This is a genomic window from Variovorax sp. Soil_C_17, assembly GCF_057657265.1.
In genome coordinates this window covers 44,105-58,763 of record NZ_JBDGIT010000003.1, presented here as the reverse complement: position 1 = coordinate 58,763, position 14,659 = coordinate 44,105, and the positions used below count along the sequence as shown (strand labels likewise).

Annotated in this window: 11 protein-coding genes; 8 read left to right on the top strand and 3 right to left on the bottom strand. The window is 65.2% G+C overall.

What is annotated here, in order from left to right:
* Positions 1–15 precede the first annotated feature (15 nt).
* From AC3A6Y_RS15360 to AC3A6Y_RS15330, 7 genes are all read left to right on the top strand, one after another.
* Entirely contained in the window at positions 16–711 is a 696-nt protein-coding gene (locus AC3A6Y_RS15360) for a 4Fe-4S dicluster domain-containing protein (protein ID WP_487869941.1), read from the top strand.
* Positions 708–1,631 (top strand): dimethyl sulfoxide reductase anchor subunit family protein, encoded by a 924-nt coding sequence (locus tag AC3A6Y_RS15355; protein ID WP_487869108.1) that lies wholly within the window; start codon positions 708–710, stop codon positions 1,629–1,631. The genes AC3A6Y_RS15360 and AC3A6Y_RS15355 overlap by 4 nt, the downstream gene beginning before the upstream one ends.
* A gap of 197 nt (positions 1,632–1,828) precedes the next feature.
* Entirely contained in the window at positions 1,829–2,893 is a 1,065-nt protein-coding gene (locus AC3A6Y_RS15350; protein WP_487869107.1) for a hypothetical protein, read from the top strand.
* A 7-nt stretch (positions 2,894–2,900) separates the two neighbouring features.
* Positions 2,901–4,127 (top strand): hypothetical protein, encoded by a 1,227-nt coding sequence (locus AC3A6Y_RS15345; RefSeq protein ID WP_487869106.1) that lies wholly within the window; start codon positions 2,901–2,903, stop codon positions 4,125–4,127.
* 25 nt (positions 4,128–4,152) lie between these two features.
* A complete protein-coding gene (locus AC3A6Y_RS15340; protein WP_487869105.1) occupies positions 4,153–5,274 on the top strand; it encodes a hypothetical protein in 1,122 nt (373 codons plus the stop codon).
* 75 nt (positions 5,275–5,349) lie between these two features.
* Positions 5,350–6,453: a hypothetical protein gene (locus AC3A6Y_RS15335; RefSeq protein WP_487869104.1), complete on the top strand. Its 1,104-nt coding sequence runs from the start codon at positions 5,350–5,352 to the stop codon at positions 6,451–6,453.
* A gap of 71 nt (positions 6,454–6,524) precedes the next feature.
* Entirely contained in the window at positions 6,525–7,667 is a 1,143-nt protein-coding gene (locus tag AC3A6Y_RS15330) for a zinc-binding dehydrogenase (protein WP_487869103.1), read from the top strand.
* Here AC3A6Y_RS15330 and AC3A6Y_RS15325 read toward each other — a convergent pair.
* Positions 7,664–9,181 (bottom strand): hypothetical protein, encoded by a 1,518-nt coding sequence (locus AC3A6Y_RS15325; protein WP_487869102.1) that lies wholly within the window; start codon positions 9,179–9,181, stop codon positions 7,664–7,666. The genes AC3A6Y_RS15330 and AC3A6Y_RS15325 overlap by 4 nt on opposite strands.
* Positions 9,182–9,645: 464 nt before the next feature.
* The gene (locus AC3A6Y_RS15320; protein WP_487869101.1) at positions 9,646–10,380 is read right to left on the bottom strand and encodes a response regulator; all 735 of its coding nucleotides are present in this window, start codon (positions 10,378–10,380) and stop codon (positions 9,646–9,648) included.
* Positions 10,381–10,526: 146 nt separating this feature from the next.
* Between AC3A6Y_RS15320 and AC3A6Y_RS15315 the strand changes: the two genes are divergently transcribed.
* A complete protein-coding gene (locus tag AC3A6Y_RS15315; protein WP_487869100.1) occupies positions 10,527–11,492 on the top strand; it encodes a hypothetical protein in 966 nt (321 codons plus the stop codon).
* Between the two features lie 52 nt (positions 11,493–11,544).
* Here AC3A6Y_RS15315 and AC3A6Y_RS15310 read toward each other — a convergent pair whose 3' ends face one another.
* Positions 11,545–14,520 carry a PAS domain S-box protein gene (locus AC3A6Y_RS15310; protein ID WP_487869099.1) on the bottom strand — a complete coding sequence of 992 codons (2,976 nt, stop codon included), beginning with the start codon at positions 14,518–14,520 and terminating at the stop codon, positions 11,545–11,547.
* Between the last annotated feature and the right edge of the window lie 139 nt (positions 14,521–14,659).

Genomic DNA, 14,659 nt, shown 5'->3' with positions numbered 1-14,659 from the left:
AGCGGGCACGACCGTGTGCGGGCCGAGCCCGGCGAGACGCTGGCCAAGCAGCTCGCCCTGGTCATCGACCTCAATGTCTGCGTCGGCTGCCACGCCTGCGTGACCTCCTGCAAGCAATGGAACACCTCCGGCAGCGCCGGCCCGCTGGCCGACGAGAAGCCCTATGGCGCCGACCCGACGGGCACCTTCTTCAACCGTGTGCAGACCTACGAGGCCGGCGCCTTCCCCGGCACCGAGACCATCCACTTCCCCAAGAGCTGCCTGCATTGCCAGGATCCGCCCTGCGTGCCGGTGTGTCCCACCGGCGCCAGCTACAAGCGCAAGGAAGACGGCATCGTCCTGGTCGACTACGACAAGTGCATCGGCTGCAAGTACTGCGCCTGGGCCTGCCCCTACGGCGCGCGCGAGCTCGACGAGGAGCGCCAGGTCATGACCAAGTGCACGCTGTGCGTGGACCGCATCTACGACGAGAAGCTGCCCAAGGAAGACCGCAAGCCCGCCTGCGTGAAGGCTTGCCCGACGGGCGCACGCCTCTTCGGCGACGTGAAGGACCCGGAGTCCGAGGTCTCGAAGGCGATCCGCGAGCGCGGCGGCTATTCGTTGATGCCGGAGTGGGAAACCAACCCCGCCAACCAGTACCTGCCGCGGCGCGTGACCGACGAGGCCGGCGGCCCGACCAGGATCCAGGCGAAGCTGGGAGGCATGTCGTGAACCCCGCGTTCTCGGTCGTCGTCTTCACCACCGTGGCCGGCGCCGCGCAGGGCCTGGTGGTCACGCTGGCCTTTGCGACGCTGGCCGGCATGGCGCTGGCGCCGGGCTTTGTGAGCCTGGCACTGATCGTGGCCGAGGCGATGCTGCTCGTCGGCCTGGGCGCCTCCTTCGGCCACCTGGGCCGGCCCGAGCGCGCCTGGCGCGCGGTGCTGATGTGGCGCACCTCCTGGCTTTCGCGCGAGGTGATCGTGCTGCCCGCTTTCATCGCGGTGGTCGGGCTGTGGTGGCTGGCGCTGCGCAGCGGCATCCAGGCGCCGTGGCTACCCTTGGCCGCGATTGCCGTCGCGGCGCTGCTCTGGTACTGCACCGCGATGATCTATGCCTGCCTGCGCTTCATCCAGGAATGGGCGCAGCCGCTGACGCTGGTCAACTTCGCGCTGATCGGCTTGTCCTCGGGCCTCATCCTTGCCAGTGCGCTCGCGGGCTTGATGGGCGAGCCGGATCTGCTGCGCGTGAGCGGACCCTGCGCGCTCGCCGTCACGCTCACTGCATGGGGGACCCGGGCGATGTCGTTGCGCCGCAATGCCGCCTTGGTGCCGCGCTCCACGCTGCAAACGGCCACCGGCATCCGTGCGCCCAAGCTGGTGCAGAAATCGATGGGCATGTCGGCGGGCTCCTTCAACACGCGCGAGTTCTTCCATGGCGCCAGCCGCGCGGCGTTGAAGCAGGTGAAGCTGGGCTTCATCGTGCTGGGCTTCGCGCTGCCGGCCGTGCTTTTGCTGTGGGGTGTCGCCGCGCAGTCCACGCTCGCCTTCGTGCTGGCGCTGCTGGTGCAGGCGCCGGGGCTGGTGGCCGAGCGCTGGTTCTTTTTTGCGCAGGCGCGGCATCCGCAGAACCTTTATTACCAGGTTGTGTCCTGAGCGGGCGCGCAGCAAAAAAGGCCGGCACTTTCGTGCCGGCTTTTTTTTTGTCGTTTGTCGATGTCGGCGGGGGCAAGTCCATTAGCAGATATTCGGCACAGGCACAACTACAAAGTCTGGTAGTTGTGGGATCGAAAAAGCGAGCCTAGCATCGGCCGCCGCTTCATTCCGGGGCGGATAACGAGCCGAGGAAAAAAATGAGGGAGTTGATCTCAACGTCGATCGCGGCCATCGTGTTTTGCATCGCCGGACTTGCCAACGCCGCGATCCTGGCACCCGGATCGGTCATGTATCCGGGTCAAAGCATCCATTCAGACAATCAGCAGTACATGCTGATCATGCAGGGCGACGGAAATCTGGTGTACTACCGAGTCGCCGACGGCGCAGTGCGTTGGAACACCGGCACTTCGAATTTGCCGGGCGGCTTTCTGGTCATGCAGGGGGACGGAAATGCCGTCACCTACTACGACCCGCCACCTCTTCCGGTCCAAAAAGGCGAGCCCGTCTACTACAAGGAGCCGCCTGCGCGTTACGCGACATGGTATTCGGCAACTTCCGGCAATGCGGGTGCCTTTTTGAAACCGCAAGACGATGGCAATCTTGTCGTTGTGGCAGCAAACGGGCAAGCCATCTGGGGTATTGGGCCCGATCCGGATCTGAATAAGCCGGAGCCAAAGCAGGCTGGTGACGTAGTGGGGCGCGAACTCGTCGGCTGGCTTGCCGCGCCCGGGCATATCGGCTACTTCGATGGCACGAACATCTATCAAGTCATGAAGGAGCCGCTCGTTGTTCAGTATGTGACGGTCGACTACTTCAAATCCACTGTGAAGGCGCAAGGGCCAGACGCTTACTGGGGCGCAGGGTACCCCAACATTCCGAATTTTTACGTCAAAGGTTGCTTCGATACGGATTGCAGAAGAAGGCCCGATCGGGTGTTGGACAGCCGGCGCGCCATGAATGCGCGCGCACTCCAGATTTACCGCCTGGGTGCCGACTACACGATCTTGCCAACAGCCACGGCCGCCTTGCCGAAAACAGCGACCACCGAGGCCAGAAAGGGAACCTATCGCTGCGACACGTTCGTGATAGACATCTACAACATCGTCACCGCTGGCGGACCAGTAGATGCGAACGGCAATCCGATCCAGAATGAATCTCCCGATTCACCCTATGCGCGTTGGAATTTCTTCAAGAACAACCTGCTGACAGCCGTCATCATTCCTACGGTCGTGTTCAGCGTGCTGAAGAACTTCAGGGGGTAAGCGGGGAATGAAGAAGCTCTATTGGACCTTGCTGGGGATGGCAGGTCTCACGACTGCGCTTGCCCTGTATTACTACCTTGCCACGGAGCCACCGCAGACTGGTTTGCGAGCGACCCAATCCAGTACTATGTCGCTGCCCCCAAGCCAACCTGGCAGTCCCAGCAAGACTTTGACGAATGGAGCGGCGGAATATCGAGTCAACTTGGCAATTGCTGGCTCCAAGCTCGACGACCAGAATCCGCTGCGTTTCTATCAACCGACGCCAGGCTTATCAGGGCGCATTGCCCTGGAGGAAATTCGCGCGAAAGGCGTTCCCGCGACACCTCTATCGGCAGCGTTGGCCCTGCGGCTTTCACGCAGTGGCCGTTTGAGCGACGATGAAAAGATCGTAATGCCTTCCATCCTTTTTGCGATCTACAACCGTGAGAACACTTCCGGCGCGAACCAGGATATCGCACTTGAGTTGAAAAGCCTCGCTGCCGATTCGAACAAGCAGGTCGCCGCTTATGCCGCGACAGACTACGCGCGATTGGGCTATCTGCCGGACACCAAGGATGTACTCGATCAGGCCCTTCGAAATGGTGCTCTACCTACAGATTCCTACTTTCGCGAAATGGCGCACCTGATTGCCAGCGCACCACCGGAAAAGCAAAGCGAATTCATGGCGGAGATCCGTGCATCATCCAATCGCCTCGCTTCCGACATCTTGGCCGACGCACTCAACAGCGGTCAGGACTTCAATGCAGCGCCCTTCCTGAAGTCCTCCGAGGACATGGCCGAGCTGCTGCGCGCCACGGAGCCAAACTTCAGTCAGGACGTGGGCCTGTACGGCGGAACGGACGGCCTTCGCTATGAGACGTGGCTACGCGCGAGCGCCATCATCGAGAGCACGAAGACGGGTCGCAAGATGGACGACATCATCGTCGCCAAGCTGAGCGAGCCGGACACCGATCCGCGCAAACTCCTGGCATATCTCTCATCGTGGGATGCGATGCCGCTGCTCGCCGAGGCCGCGCCCGACTCGCAGGTCCAGAAGCTGGCGGCCATTGCTCGGCGCCACGCTGATCAGAATCCCGGCAACAGTTATATGCGCTTTCTCGCGGAGACGATCGAGGCGCGCATGAAGCATCCGCCGCCTGCCGCGCCCAAGCCGGTCTTCAAGATGCCCACCGGACCTGCCGTGGCCCCGGTGCAAGCACCTGATCCACTCCAGTCCATGCCGAAGCATCCATGAACGGAAGGTGCTTGGTCACCGCCGAATGAAAATCTTCCATGGGCTCTTGCTGGGCATGGCAGGTCTCGCGAGTGCCGTTGTTTTCTTGTGCGGCACTGCCGAGCATCGCGCCGACGGGGCGATTGCTGCCCCCGAGGTCGCCGAACAGAATCCACTGCGCTCCTATCGACCGTCGCCCGGCTTGTCAGGGCGCATGGCCCTGGAGGAAATACGCGCGAAAGGCGTTCCCTCGACACCTCTGTCGGCAGCGTTGGCCCTGCGGCTTTCACGCAGTGGCCGTTTAAGCGACGACGAAAAAATCGCCATGACTTCTGTACTTTCCGCACTCTATAACCGGGAGAATACATCCGGTGCGAATCAAGATATAGCGCTCGAACTCAAAAGGCTCGCCGCCAATCCGAACAAGGAAATCGCACACGACGCCGCCATGTACTATGCCGGTTTGGAGTATTTGCCCGGGACCGAGCACGTGCTCAAGCAGGCCCTCAAGCGTGGCGCCTTGGATGTCGATTCTTATTTTCGCGAGATGGCGCATCTCATCACGAGCGCGCCCCCTGAAAAGCAAAAGGAATTCATGGCGGAAATTCGGGAGGCGTCCAATCGACTCGCCGCCGACATCTTGGCGGACGCACTCAACAGTGGAAAGGACTTCAATGCGGCGCCTTTCCTGAAGTCGTCCGAAGACATGGCAGAGCTGCTGCGCAACACGGAGCCCCAGTTCGGTGGAGCGCTGGGCCAGTTCGGCGGGACGGATGCCCTGCGCTATGAGACGTGGCTACGCGCGAGCGCCACCATAGAGAGCGCGAAGACGGGTCGCAACATGGACGACATCATCGTCGCCAAGCTGAGCGAGCCGGGCACGGATCCGCGCAAGATCATGGCATACCTGTCTTCGCCGTATGCGATGCCGCTGCTTGCAGAAGCCGCGCCGGATTCACAGGTGCAAAGGCTGGCGGCCATCGCCCGGCGCCAATCCGACCAGAATCCTGGAAACAGAGATATGCGCTTTCTCGCAGAGGCGATAGAGGCGCAAATGAAGCATCCGCCGCCGGCCGCTCCCAAACCCGTATTCAAGATGCCCACCGGGCCTGCCGTGCCGTCGGTGCAGACACCGCACGAGCCTCGATTCGTGCCGCAACATCCTTGAACGGAGGCGACTCGTCGACACGATGGTTCCTGCAGTCGTATTCATGCTGTCGAAGAACCGCAGAGGACAAGCCGGATGAAAAAACTTCATTGGGCATTGCCAGGGATGGCAGGGCTCGCGAGTGCCGTTCTCCTCTACTGCGGTTTGGCGGCGACTGCCCCCTCCAGCCCCGACGAGCGACATCCGCTGCGCTCCTACAAGCCGAGGCCTGGGATACAGGGACGCATTGTCCTGGAGGAAATGCACGCGAAAGGCATCCCCGCGACACCTCTGTCGGCAACGTTAGCCCTTGGGCTTTCACGCAGTGGCCGATTGAGTGACGAGGAAAAAATCGCAATGACTTCAGTCCTTTTTGCGCTCTATAACCCTGAGAACACATCCGGTGCAAACCCAGAAATCGCGCTTGAACTAAAAAGCCTCGCTGCCGATTCGAACAAGCAGACCGCAGCTTATGCCGCAATGTATTACGCGAGATTGGGCTATCAGCCGGACACCAAGCAGGTACTCGATCAGGCCCTTCAAAGCGGTGCCTTACCCACCGATTCCTACTTTCGCGAGGTCGCACACCTTATCCCCAGCGCGCCGCCCGAAAAGAAAAAGGAATTCATGGCGGAAGTGCTGGCATCGTCCAATCGACTCGCCTCCGACATCCTGGCGTCCGGACTCAACAGTGGCCAGGACTCCAGTGCCGCGTCTTTCCTGAAGTCTTCCGAGGACATGGCCAAGTTGCTTCGGGCCACAGAGCCCGACTTCGGCCACGAGGTGGGGCTGTACGACGGCACGGATGGCCTGCGCTACCGCACGTGGCTGCGCGCGAGCGCCAGCATCGAGAGCGCGAAGACGGGTCGCAACGCGGACGACATCATCATCGCCAAGCTGAGCGAGTCGGATACCGATCCGCGCAAGGTCCTGGCATATCTTTCGGCTTGGGAGGCAATGCCGCTGCTGGCGCACGCCGCGCCGGATTCTCAGGTGCAGAAGCTAGCGGCTATCGCCAGGCGCCACTCCGACCAGAACCCCGGCAACAGTTATATGCGCAGTCTCGCGGAGACGATCGAGGCGCGAATGAAGCACCCGCCGCCTGCCGCGCCCAAGCCGGTATTCAAGATGCCCTCAGGACCTGCGACGCCTTCGGGACAAACACCTGAGGCACCTCGGTCCATACCGAAACATCTTTGATTCGCTCCGGGTCAGCGAGCGATACGAAGATGAGAGCTGACATACTGGCGCGCTCATCAGGAGACGCATCCATGCCCACCGACATCCCCCGCACGGCCCTGCAGCTGCGCTCGCTGATCAAGCGCAGCGGCGAACTCGAGCTCTCGCTCGTCGAGGAGCCGATCCCCGAGCCCAAGCCCGACGAAGTGATCGTGCGCGTCGAGGCCGCGCCGATGAACCCTTCCGATCTCGGCCTGCTCTTCGGCGCGGCCGACATGAAGGCCGCCAAGGCGAGCGGTACGCCCGAGCGTCCGGTCATCACCGCCCCCGTGCCCGAAGGCGTGATGAAGGCCATGGCCGGCCGGCTCGACCAGTCCATGCCGGTCGGCAACGAAGGGGCCGGCGTGGTGGTCGCAGCCGGTGCTTCGCCCGCGGCACAGGCGCTGCTGGGCAAGGTCGTGGCCGCGATCGGCGGCGCGATGTACACCCAGTACCGCTGCCTCCCCGCGGCCCAGTGCATGCCGCTGCCCGAGGGCACGACGCCCGCCGAGGGCGCGTCGGCCTTCGTCAATCCGCTCACCGCGCTCGGCATGGTCGAGACCATGAAGCGCGAAGGCCACAAGGCGCTGGTGCACACGGCCGCGGCCTCCAACCTCGGGCAGATGCTCAACCGGATCTGCCTTGCCGATGGCATCGAGCTCGTCAACATCGTGCGCAGGAAGGAACAGGCGGACATCCTGCGTGCAATCGGTGCGAAGCATGTGTGCGACGCCAGCGCCCCCACCTTCATGGAAGACCTGACCGAGGCCCTGGCAGCCACCGGCGCCACGCTGGCCTTCGACGCCATCGGCGGCGGCAAGCTGGCCGGGCAGATCCTCAACGCCATGGAGGCCGCGCTGTTGCGCAAGGCGACCGAGTACAGCCGCTACGGTTCGACGACGCACAAGCAGGTCTACATCTACGGCGGTCTGGACCGCGGCCCGACCGAGTTCACGCGCGGCTTCGGCATGACCTGGGGCATGGGCGGCTGGCTGCTCTTCCCGTTCCTGCAGAAGATCGGGCCGGAGGGGGCAGCGAAACTTCGGGCGCGCGTGGCGGCGGAGCTCAAGACCACCTTCGCGAGCCACTACACCCGGGAGGTGTCGCTGCGCGAGGCGCTGAAGCTGGAGGAGATCGCGGTGTACGCCAAGCAGGCGACGGGGGAGAAGTACCTGCTCAACCCGAATCGGTTCTAGCGAGGTCGGCGCGTGTGGGCTTCGCTAACACGGGTTGCGCACTCCGATCGCATCGACGCGAGGTTCTCCGGCCAGGGTTGCATTGACAGATAGTCTTTGGTCTTCGACCACATCTTCCGCAGCACGTCGCGCCCCGATCTGCTGTCGAGAACTACGCCAATCAGAGCTTCGGCAGCCATCTTCGTTGCACCCGCGTCATCATTGATGTCGCGAAGGTAGCGGCAGGCATTGGAGATTGCTTCCGGGTCCGTTGCGCCCAGCGTCTTGCAGCGCGCTTGGACGTCTTGGTCTTCGACACTCTCCGTCAATCGGATATAGGCGTCGAAGAATATCAGTGCGTCAGGCCATGCTGTCTCGTCGCTTTCGTCCAGAAAGATAGAGAGCCGATCGAACATGTCAGTTCGCTCCTGCATCGTTTTGTCTGGGGCGTACGCAGCCGCGAGGCTGGCGTTGATGGCAAGCCAATCTGCCAGTTCGTGCTTGCCCCTGGTGACGAATATCGTGCACATCGCCTCGACCAGTTCCGGTTTCATCTGTGCAAGCCGTTGCTGATCGTCCGGCCAGCCGGGGATCTCCTCCTTGCGCTCCGCCGTGTCGAGCCATTTGCACTCCTCCGGCAGTGCGGTGTGGGCAACAACGGCTTCGGCCTCCAACGCGGCAGCGCCCGCATCGTTGTTGATCGCGCACAGGTAGCGACAGGCACTGGAGATTGTTTTGGACTCCTTTTGACTCAGGATCAGGCGGCGGGTTGAGGCGTCCAGCTCCTCCTGCGGCATCTCCAGATAGGCGATGCAGTCTTTTAATGGATCGGGCCACGGCTCGCCACTGTCTTCCACGATGTGCCAGAGCTCGTCCAGCATGGTCCGCTTGTCCTGCGTGGTCTTGTGCGGGTCGTACGCCGCCGCGAGAATCGCGCCAAATGCAAGCAACTCAGCCAGGCTGCCATGCCCTCGATTGTCGTACCGCTTGCATAGATCTTGGACTTGCCCGGATGTCATGCGCGCAAGCTGTGCTTGGTGGGTCGGCCACATCGGAAAGTTGTCTTCCTCTGTTTCCGGATCGTCGACAGGGGGGATGGGCTGCAGTTGCTCCGCCACGGCCTGCCGGAATTCGGGGGAGGAGTTACCGAATACAAAGGGAATCCATGACCGATCGCCCTTGGGTAGATCTTTGTAGCCCGGTTGGCTGAGCACGCTGCAAGCCAACGACCGGCGCGCAGCCGAAGTCCATCCGCGCAAGTTACTGCCGGGGCAATCCGGGGCCGTCAGATAGGTCACCGGGCTCGGGCGAAAACTGGAGGTCGGTGCAGGGCGCTGGCTCTTTTCGTACGCTTCCCAAGAGAAATTCAACTCCGGATCGGACTCGAAGTTCTCGACCTCTTGCATCGTCATATCCTGAATGGGAGATCCCGTATTTGGCAATGCCGCATTCGACAATTGCGGCTCGTTTCGAGAGCCAGCTTTCAAGGCAGAGATATGAAGATTCGCCATGACTGAGGGCGGACGAAAGTTCATTCTGGCCTCAGCAAGTCTGCCCTTGCACCATTGGGTGGAGCAACGCTTGCCAGGCGCGATGTGCCCTCAGTTGCGCCGACAAGGCCGACCGGAATACCTGGTGTGTCAAGGCCGCTCGGGGCCATAGCGAAACGAGCAGGGTGCGGCCAGTCCCGGGCTCGACGCAGACCATGCTCCTGGCGCCACATTCCAGGGGCTCGCCGTCCACACGCCAGGGTGCTTGAAGGCTGCGTACCCAATCGTCCTCTGGCATGCGGCCAGGACATGTGACGAACGCGAGGTGTTCGCCCGGGCTGTCTTCTTCGAGGAGCAGCGACACATCGCCGTCAATGAGGAAACGGCGGGCGCTGCCACTGCGCCGCCGACGCGATGGGCCGAGAAGGTATTCGAGGATGAACATGGGCGACAGTAATGAATGCTGCTGTTCCCTGAGTAACCGGCCCGGCATGCGGGGTTCCACCGCACTAGCTTTCAGGCACATACATATAACCCGCATTGCGCACCGTCCTGATGCAGCGCGGCTCGCCCGCCGGGTCGGGCTCGACCTTGCGCCGCAGCCGCCCGATGCGGATGTCGATGGAGCGGTCGAAGGGCTCCCACTCTCGGTTGCGCGTATGCACCAGCAGCTGGTCGCGCGAGAGCACGCGGTTCGGGTTGGCCAGGAACACCCGCAGCAGCTCGAATTCCATCGCGGTCAGCATGACTTCGGCGCCGCCGGTCTCGAACAGGCGGCGCGCCTCCAGGTCCACCTCGCAGCGCCCGAAGCGCTGGCGCGCGCCCGAAAGCGGTGCAGGGGCGGAGGCCGGCGGCTCGGGCGCGCCGGTGCGCGCGCGGGTGCGGCGCAGCACGCTCTTCAAACGCGCCAGCAGCTCGCGCGGGTCGAAGGGCTTGGCGATGTAGTCGTCGGCGCCGATCTCCAGGCCGACCACCCGGTCGATCACGTCGCCCGAGGCCGTCACCATGATGATCGCCACGTCGTGATGCTCGCGCAGGTACTTGGCCAGGCTCAGGCCGTCCTCGCCCGGCAGACGGATGTCCAGCAGCACCAGGTGCGGCGCATCGCGCTCGAGGCATTCGCGCATTTGCGGGCCGCTGGAGGCCTCGCTCATTGCGAAGCCGTGCCCGCCGAGGTACTCGCGCAGCATGGCGCGGACCGAGGCGTCGTCGTCCACGATGAGCACGCGGGTGGGCTCGTCCATGCGCGGCATTCTGCGCGACACCCGGGCGCTACACAACTGCAACACGGGCGGTGACAACTGAAGCGCCCCCGTTACCAGCGGCTTGCAGACTGCCGATCAGGGTCATGCAGTGGCCCTGTGTCCCATCCAACCTGAGGAATCGAGCCATGAACAGCACCAGCACCGAGCGTTACGCCAGGGTCATCGAAGTCTCCAAGCGCGTGCGCTGGGAGATCGATCGCGACATCGTCCGCGGCCGCGGTTTCGACTACGGCCGCCGCTTCCTGCCCGACGGGCTGTCGCTCGTGGACGAGCTGCCCTTCCTGAACAGCGAGGAGCAGCGCCTGCTCAGCCAGGTCCAGGGGCGCAGCTACGCCTTCATGTTCGGCCTGGTCGAGCGCTTCATCGCGGCGAAGGTGATGGACCTGGCTCGTGCGCAAGCGCTCGGCGACCAGGTCGCCATGGAGGCGCTGGTGCGCATGACCGACGAGGAGCTCAAGCACCAGAAGCTGTTCCGCCGGCTCGAGTCGATGATGGAGCAGGAGATGCCGGCAGGCTACGTCATGAGCGCAGATCCCGATGCCATCGCGCAGGCGGTGCTCGGCAGCGGCAACTGGGCCGTGCTGGCGCTGACGCTCTACATCGAGCTTTTCTCGCAGGCCCACTACCGCGCCAGCATCGCGCCCGACGAGCACATCTGCCCGCTGTGGAAGGACGTTTTCCTGTACCACTGGCGCGAGGAGTCGCAGCACGCGATCCTCGACGAAATGGAGTTCCTGAAGGAAGACGCCCGCCTCGACGCCGCCGGACGCGATGCCGCGGTCGGCGAGCTGATCGCGCTGATCGGCGCGGTCGACGGCACGGTGCAGGCGCAGGCCGCGGCCGATGCGAGCTATTTCTGCACGATCACCGGACTGTCCGGGCATGCCGAGCGCACCGCGACCATCCATGCGCTGGTGCTGAAGGCCTACCGCTGGCAGTACATCGTCTCCGGCCTGCTGGAGCCGCGGTTCAACAAGATCCTGTTCTCCTGCCTGGACGCGGCGCAGGCCACCCGCATCCGCAATGCCACCGCGCCGCTGGGCTATGCGATGCCGAAGCAGCCAGGGGTGGCGGAGGCGATGGCGGCCTGATGAGCGGACCGAGGCTCAAGAAGCGTGCGCCAGGAACACCTGGCGCTCAAGCTCAGCCGGCAGCGGCCAGCGCCTCGCGCAGCACCGCGCGCAGCCGCTCCGCGTCGATCGGCTTGCGCAGCATCGCATGCACGCCGCAGCGAGCCAGCTCCTGCGGGTCGAAGCCGCCGGCATTGCCGCTCACCAGCACCACCGGCAGGTTGGGGCGCAAGGCGCGGGCGCGGGCCGCCAGCTGCAGCCCGGTCATGTGCGGCATGGTCTGGTCGGTGACCAGCAGGTCGGTCTCGTGCGCCGGCTCGGCCAGCCAGTCCGCCGCGGTCTGCGGCTCGCGCTGCAGGCGCACGCGCAGGCCCCAGCTGGCGAGGCGCTCGACCAGGAAGTCGCCCACCATCGGATCGTCCTCCACCACCAGCACGCTGCCGCGCAGGGCCGGCGGCTCGGCCGCGGCTGCGCGCTGAGGCGCCGTCTCCACGCAAGGCGCGGGCGCAGCCGCCGCCCGCGGGAGCATCACCGAGAACACCGAGCCGGCGCCGGGCGCGGTGCGCACGCGCAGGTGGCCGCCGTGGCCGTGCACGATGCCGTGCACCATCGCCAGGCCCATGCCCGAGCCGCTGCCCGGCGCCTTCGTGGAGAAGAAGGGGTCGAAGATGCGCTCCAGCAGCTCCGGCGCGATGCCGCTGCCGTTGTCGGCCACGCTCAGCTCGACCCAGGGGCCGCCGTCCACCGGCGCGCGGCAGGAGGCGCATTGCCAGCGTTCGTGTGCATGGGCGCGCAGGTCCACGCCGATGCGGCCGGCGCCGTCCAGCGCGTCGCGCGCGTTGATGCACAGGTTGAAGAGCACCTGCTCCAGCTGCACCGGATCGACCGCCACGCACAGCGGCGATGCCAGGTCGTCGACGCCGGCGTTGCCGCCCAGCGTGACCGAGGAGGGCAGGGTGGCGCGCAGCAGGCGCAGGGTCTGCCGCACCAGCGGCGCGACGTCGAGCACGCGCGCCTCGCCGCGCTGGCGGCGCGCGAAGGCCAGCATCTGCGCGATCAGGTCGCGCGCACGCTGCGCCGCCAGGTGGGCCTGGCCCAGCTGGCGCAGCAGCACCGCGTCGCCGATGCCTTCGGCGCGCTCCTCGCCCAGCACCAGGTAGCCGATCACGCTGGTCAGGATGTTGTTGAAGTCGTGCGCGATGCCGCCGGTGAGCTGGCCGATGGCCTCCATCTTCTGCGCCTGCCGCAACTGGGCCTCGAGCGCCAGGCGCGCGGTCTCGGCCTCGCGGCGCGCGCTGATGTCGCGCACATGGCCCACGAAGATGTTCCCCTCGGGCGCCTCGGCCACGCTCACCGCGAGCTCGACCGGGATCTCCTCGCCGCTGGCGGTGAGCGCGGTCGATTCGACCAGGCGGCCCAGCATCGGGCCGCTGCCGGTGATGGGGAATTCGCGGATCCAGCGCCGATGCGCCTCGCGCCGGCGCTCGGGCACGATCACCTCGGCCACCGGCTGGCCCAGCACCGCCTCGCGCCGGTAGCCGAACACGCGTTCTGCGGCGGCGTTGAACTCGACGATGCGGCCCTCCGCGTCCATGCCGATCACGCAGTCGAAAGCCGCTTCGACCGTGGCCCGCAGCCGCGCCTCGCTGCGCTGCAGGGCGCGCTCGCGCTCGCGCCGCTCGGTGATGTCGTGGGCGAAGCCCAGGATGTAGCGCCGGCCGTTGAAGCTCACCGGCTTCAGCCGCACCTCGTCCCAGTGCAGGCTGCCGTCCTTGTTGCGGCGCTGCCATTCGAAGGACGGGCAGTGGCCCTGCTTGGCGAGCTCCAGCCAGCGCAGCGCGTCTTCGGTGGTGTAGGGCGGCACGCCGGAGCTGACGTCGGCCACCGTCAGCCGCGTCAGCTCCTCGTGCGTGTAGCCGTAGGTCTCGCAGGCCTTGGTGTTGACGTCGAGGATGCGGTCGGAGTCCCAGTCGTGGACGAAGATCGCGTCTTCCGCGGTCTCGAAGATGGTGCGGTAGCTGGCCTCGGACTGCTGCAGGGCCTCGCTGGCGGCCAGGCGCTCGATCTCGGCCGCGGCGCGCATGGCGAAGATCTTGAGCATCGACTCCACCCGGTCCACCTGCATCAGCGGCCGGCGCGAGGCGACCGACATCACGCCCAGCGGCGTGCCGTCGAGCGCGAGGAGCGGATAGCCGGCGTAGCTGACGGCACCTTGCGTCTTTGCTTCCTCGTCGTCGGGGAACAGGGCCTGCAGGTCGTTGGGATAGGCGCGAAACTGCTGCCCCAGCACGTTCTCGCAGGGCGTGCCGGCGATGGCGTAGCGGATGTCGTGCAGCACCTGGCCGTCGTACTGCATGGCCAGCATGCTCAGCTGGCTGGGCTCGTCGGCGGCCGGGCGCGCGATGAAGGCCACCTCGACGTGCAGGATGGTCGCAAGCAGCCTCACCAGTTCGTCGAAGACCGTGTCGCTGCGCGCACCCGAGACGGCCAGCGCGGCCGAGCGCAGCGCGGCGTCGGTGTGGGTGCGCTCGATCTCGGCGGCCGCGCGGCCGGCGACGATTTTCAGCATCGCCTCGGCATGGGCGGCATCGCCTCCGGCGATCGGCACGCGGTCCATCGCCACCAGCAGGCCCAGCGCCTCGCCCTGGCTGTCGCGCAGGGGAAAGGCGGCGTAGGAATCCATGCCTTTGGCCGCGAACAGCGATCCCCGCGGGAACTCCACCGCCACGCCGCCCGCCACGTAGCGGAACTCGCGCCCGACCACGTGCGCGCAGGGCGTGCCCTGCAGCACGTAGTCGAAGTTGCGCAAGGTCTTGCCGTCCAGCCGCACGGCCAGGGTCTGCATCAGGCTGCAGGCGTCGTCGGAGAACACGGCGATGAACACGGTGGGCACCGCCAGCGCCTCGGCCAGCTCGCGCACCAGCGCATCGAAAAGGCCCGGCCCGCCGGGGTGCGCGACCGCCAGCGCCACGCGGCGCAGCGATTGCAGTTGCGCCGAGAGGCCGGCGATCGTCGCGCCGTCGCTGGAGGTCGCTGCAGTGGCTTGCATGGCGCCAGTCTAGGCCTGCTCGGCGGCGCCGTGGCCCTGATTGCCTGCTCGATACACGCCGGATACATGGCGGTTGCGGCGACCCGGCCGCGCAATGAAACGGCTACGGATGCGCGGCCGCGGGAAATCAATCGAATAC

Excerpts from the sequence above, each read along its gene's own strand:
- AC3A6Y_RS15320 (WP_487869101.1), bottom strand. The coding sequence starts at position 10,380 with ATGGACGAGCCCACCCGCGTGCTCATCGTGGACGACGACGCCTCGGTC.
- AC3A6Y_RS15345 (WP_487869106.1), top strand. The coding sequence starts at position 2,901 with ATGAAGAAGCTCTATTGGACCTTGCTGGGGATGGCAGGTCTCACGACT.
- AC3A6Y_RS15330 (WP_487869103.1), top strand. The coding sequence starts at position 6,525 with ATGCCCACCGACATCCCCCGCACGGCCCTGCAGCTGCGCTCGCTGATC.
- AC3A6Y_RS15310 (WP_487869099.1), bottom strand. The coding sequence starts at position 14,520 with ATGCAAGCCACTGCAGCGACCTCCAGCGACGGCGCGACGATCGCCGGC.
- AC3A6Y_RS15350 (WP_487869107.1), top strand. The coding sequence starts at position 1,829 with ATGAGGGAGTTGATCTCAACGTCGATCGCGGCCATCGTGTTTTGCATC.
- AC3A6Y_RS15335 (WP_487869104.1), top strand. The coding sequence starts at position 5,350 with ATGAAAAAACTTCATTGGGCATTGCCAGGGATGGCAGGGCTCGCGAGT.
- AC3A6Y_RS15340 (WP_487869105.1), top strand. The coding sequence starts at position 4,153 with ATGAAAATCTTCCATGGGCTCTTGCTGGGCATGGCAGGTCTCGCGAGT.
- AC3A6Y_RS15315 (WP_487869100.1), top strand. The coding sequence starts at position 10,527 with ATGAACAGCACCAGCACCGAGCGTTACGCCAGGGTCATCGAAGTCTCC.
- AC3A6Y_RS15325 (WP_487869102.1), bottom strand. The coding sequence starts at position 9,181 with ATGAACTTTCGTCCGCCCTCAGTCATGGCGAATCTTCATATCTCTGCC.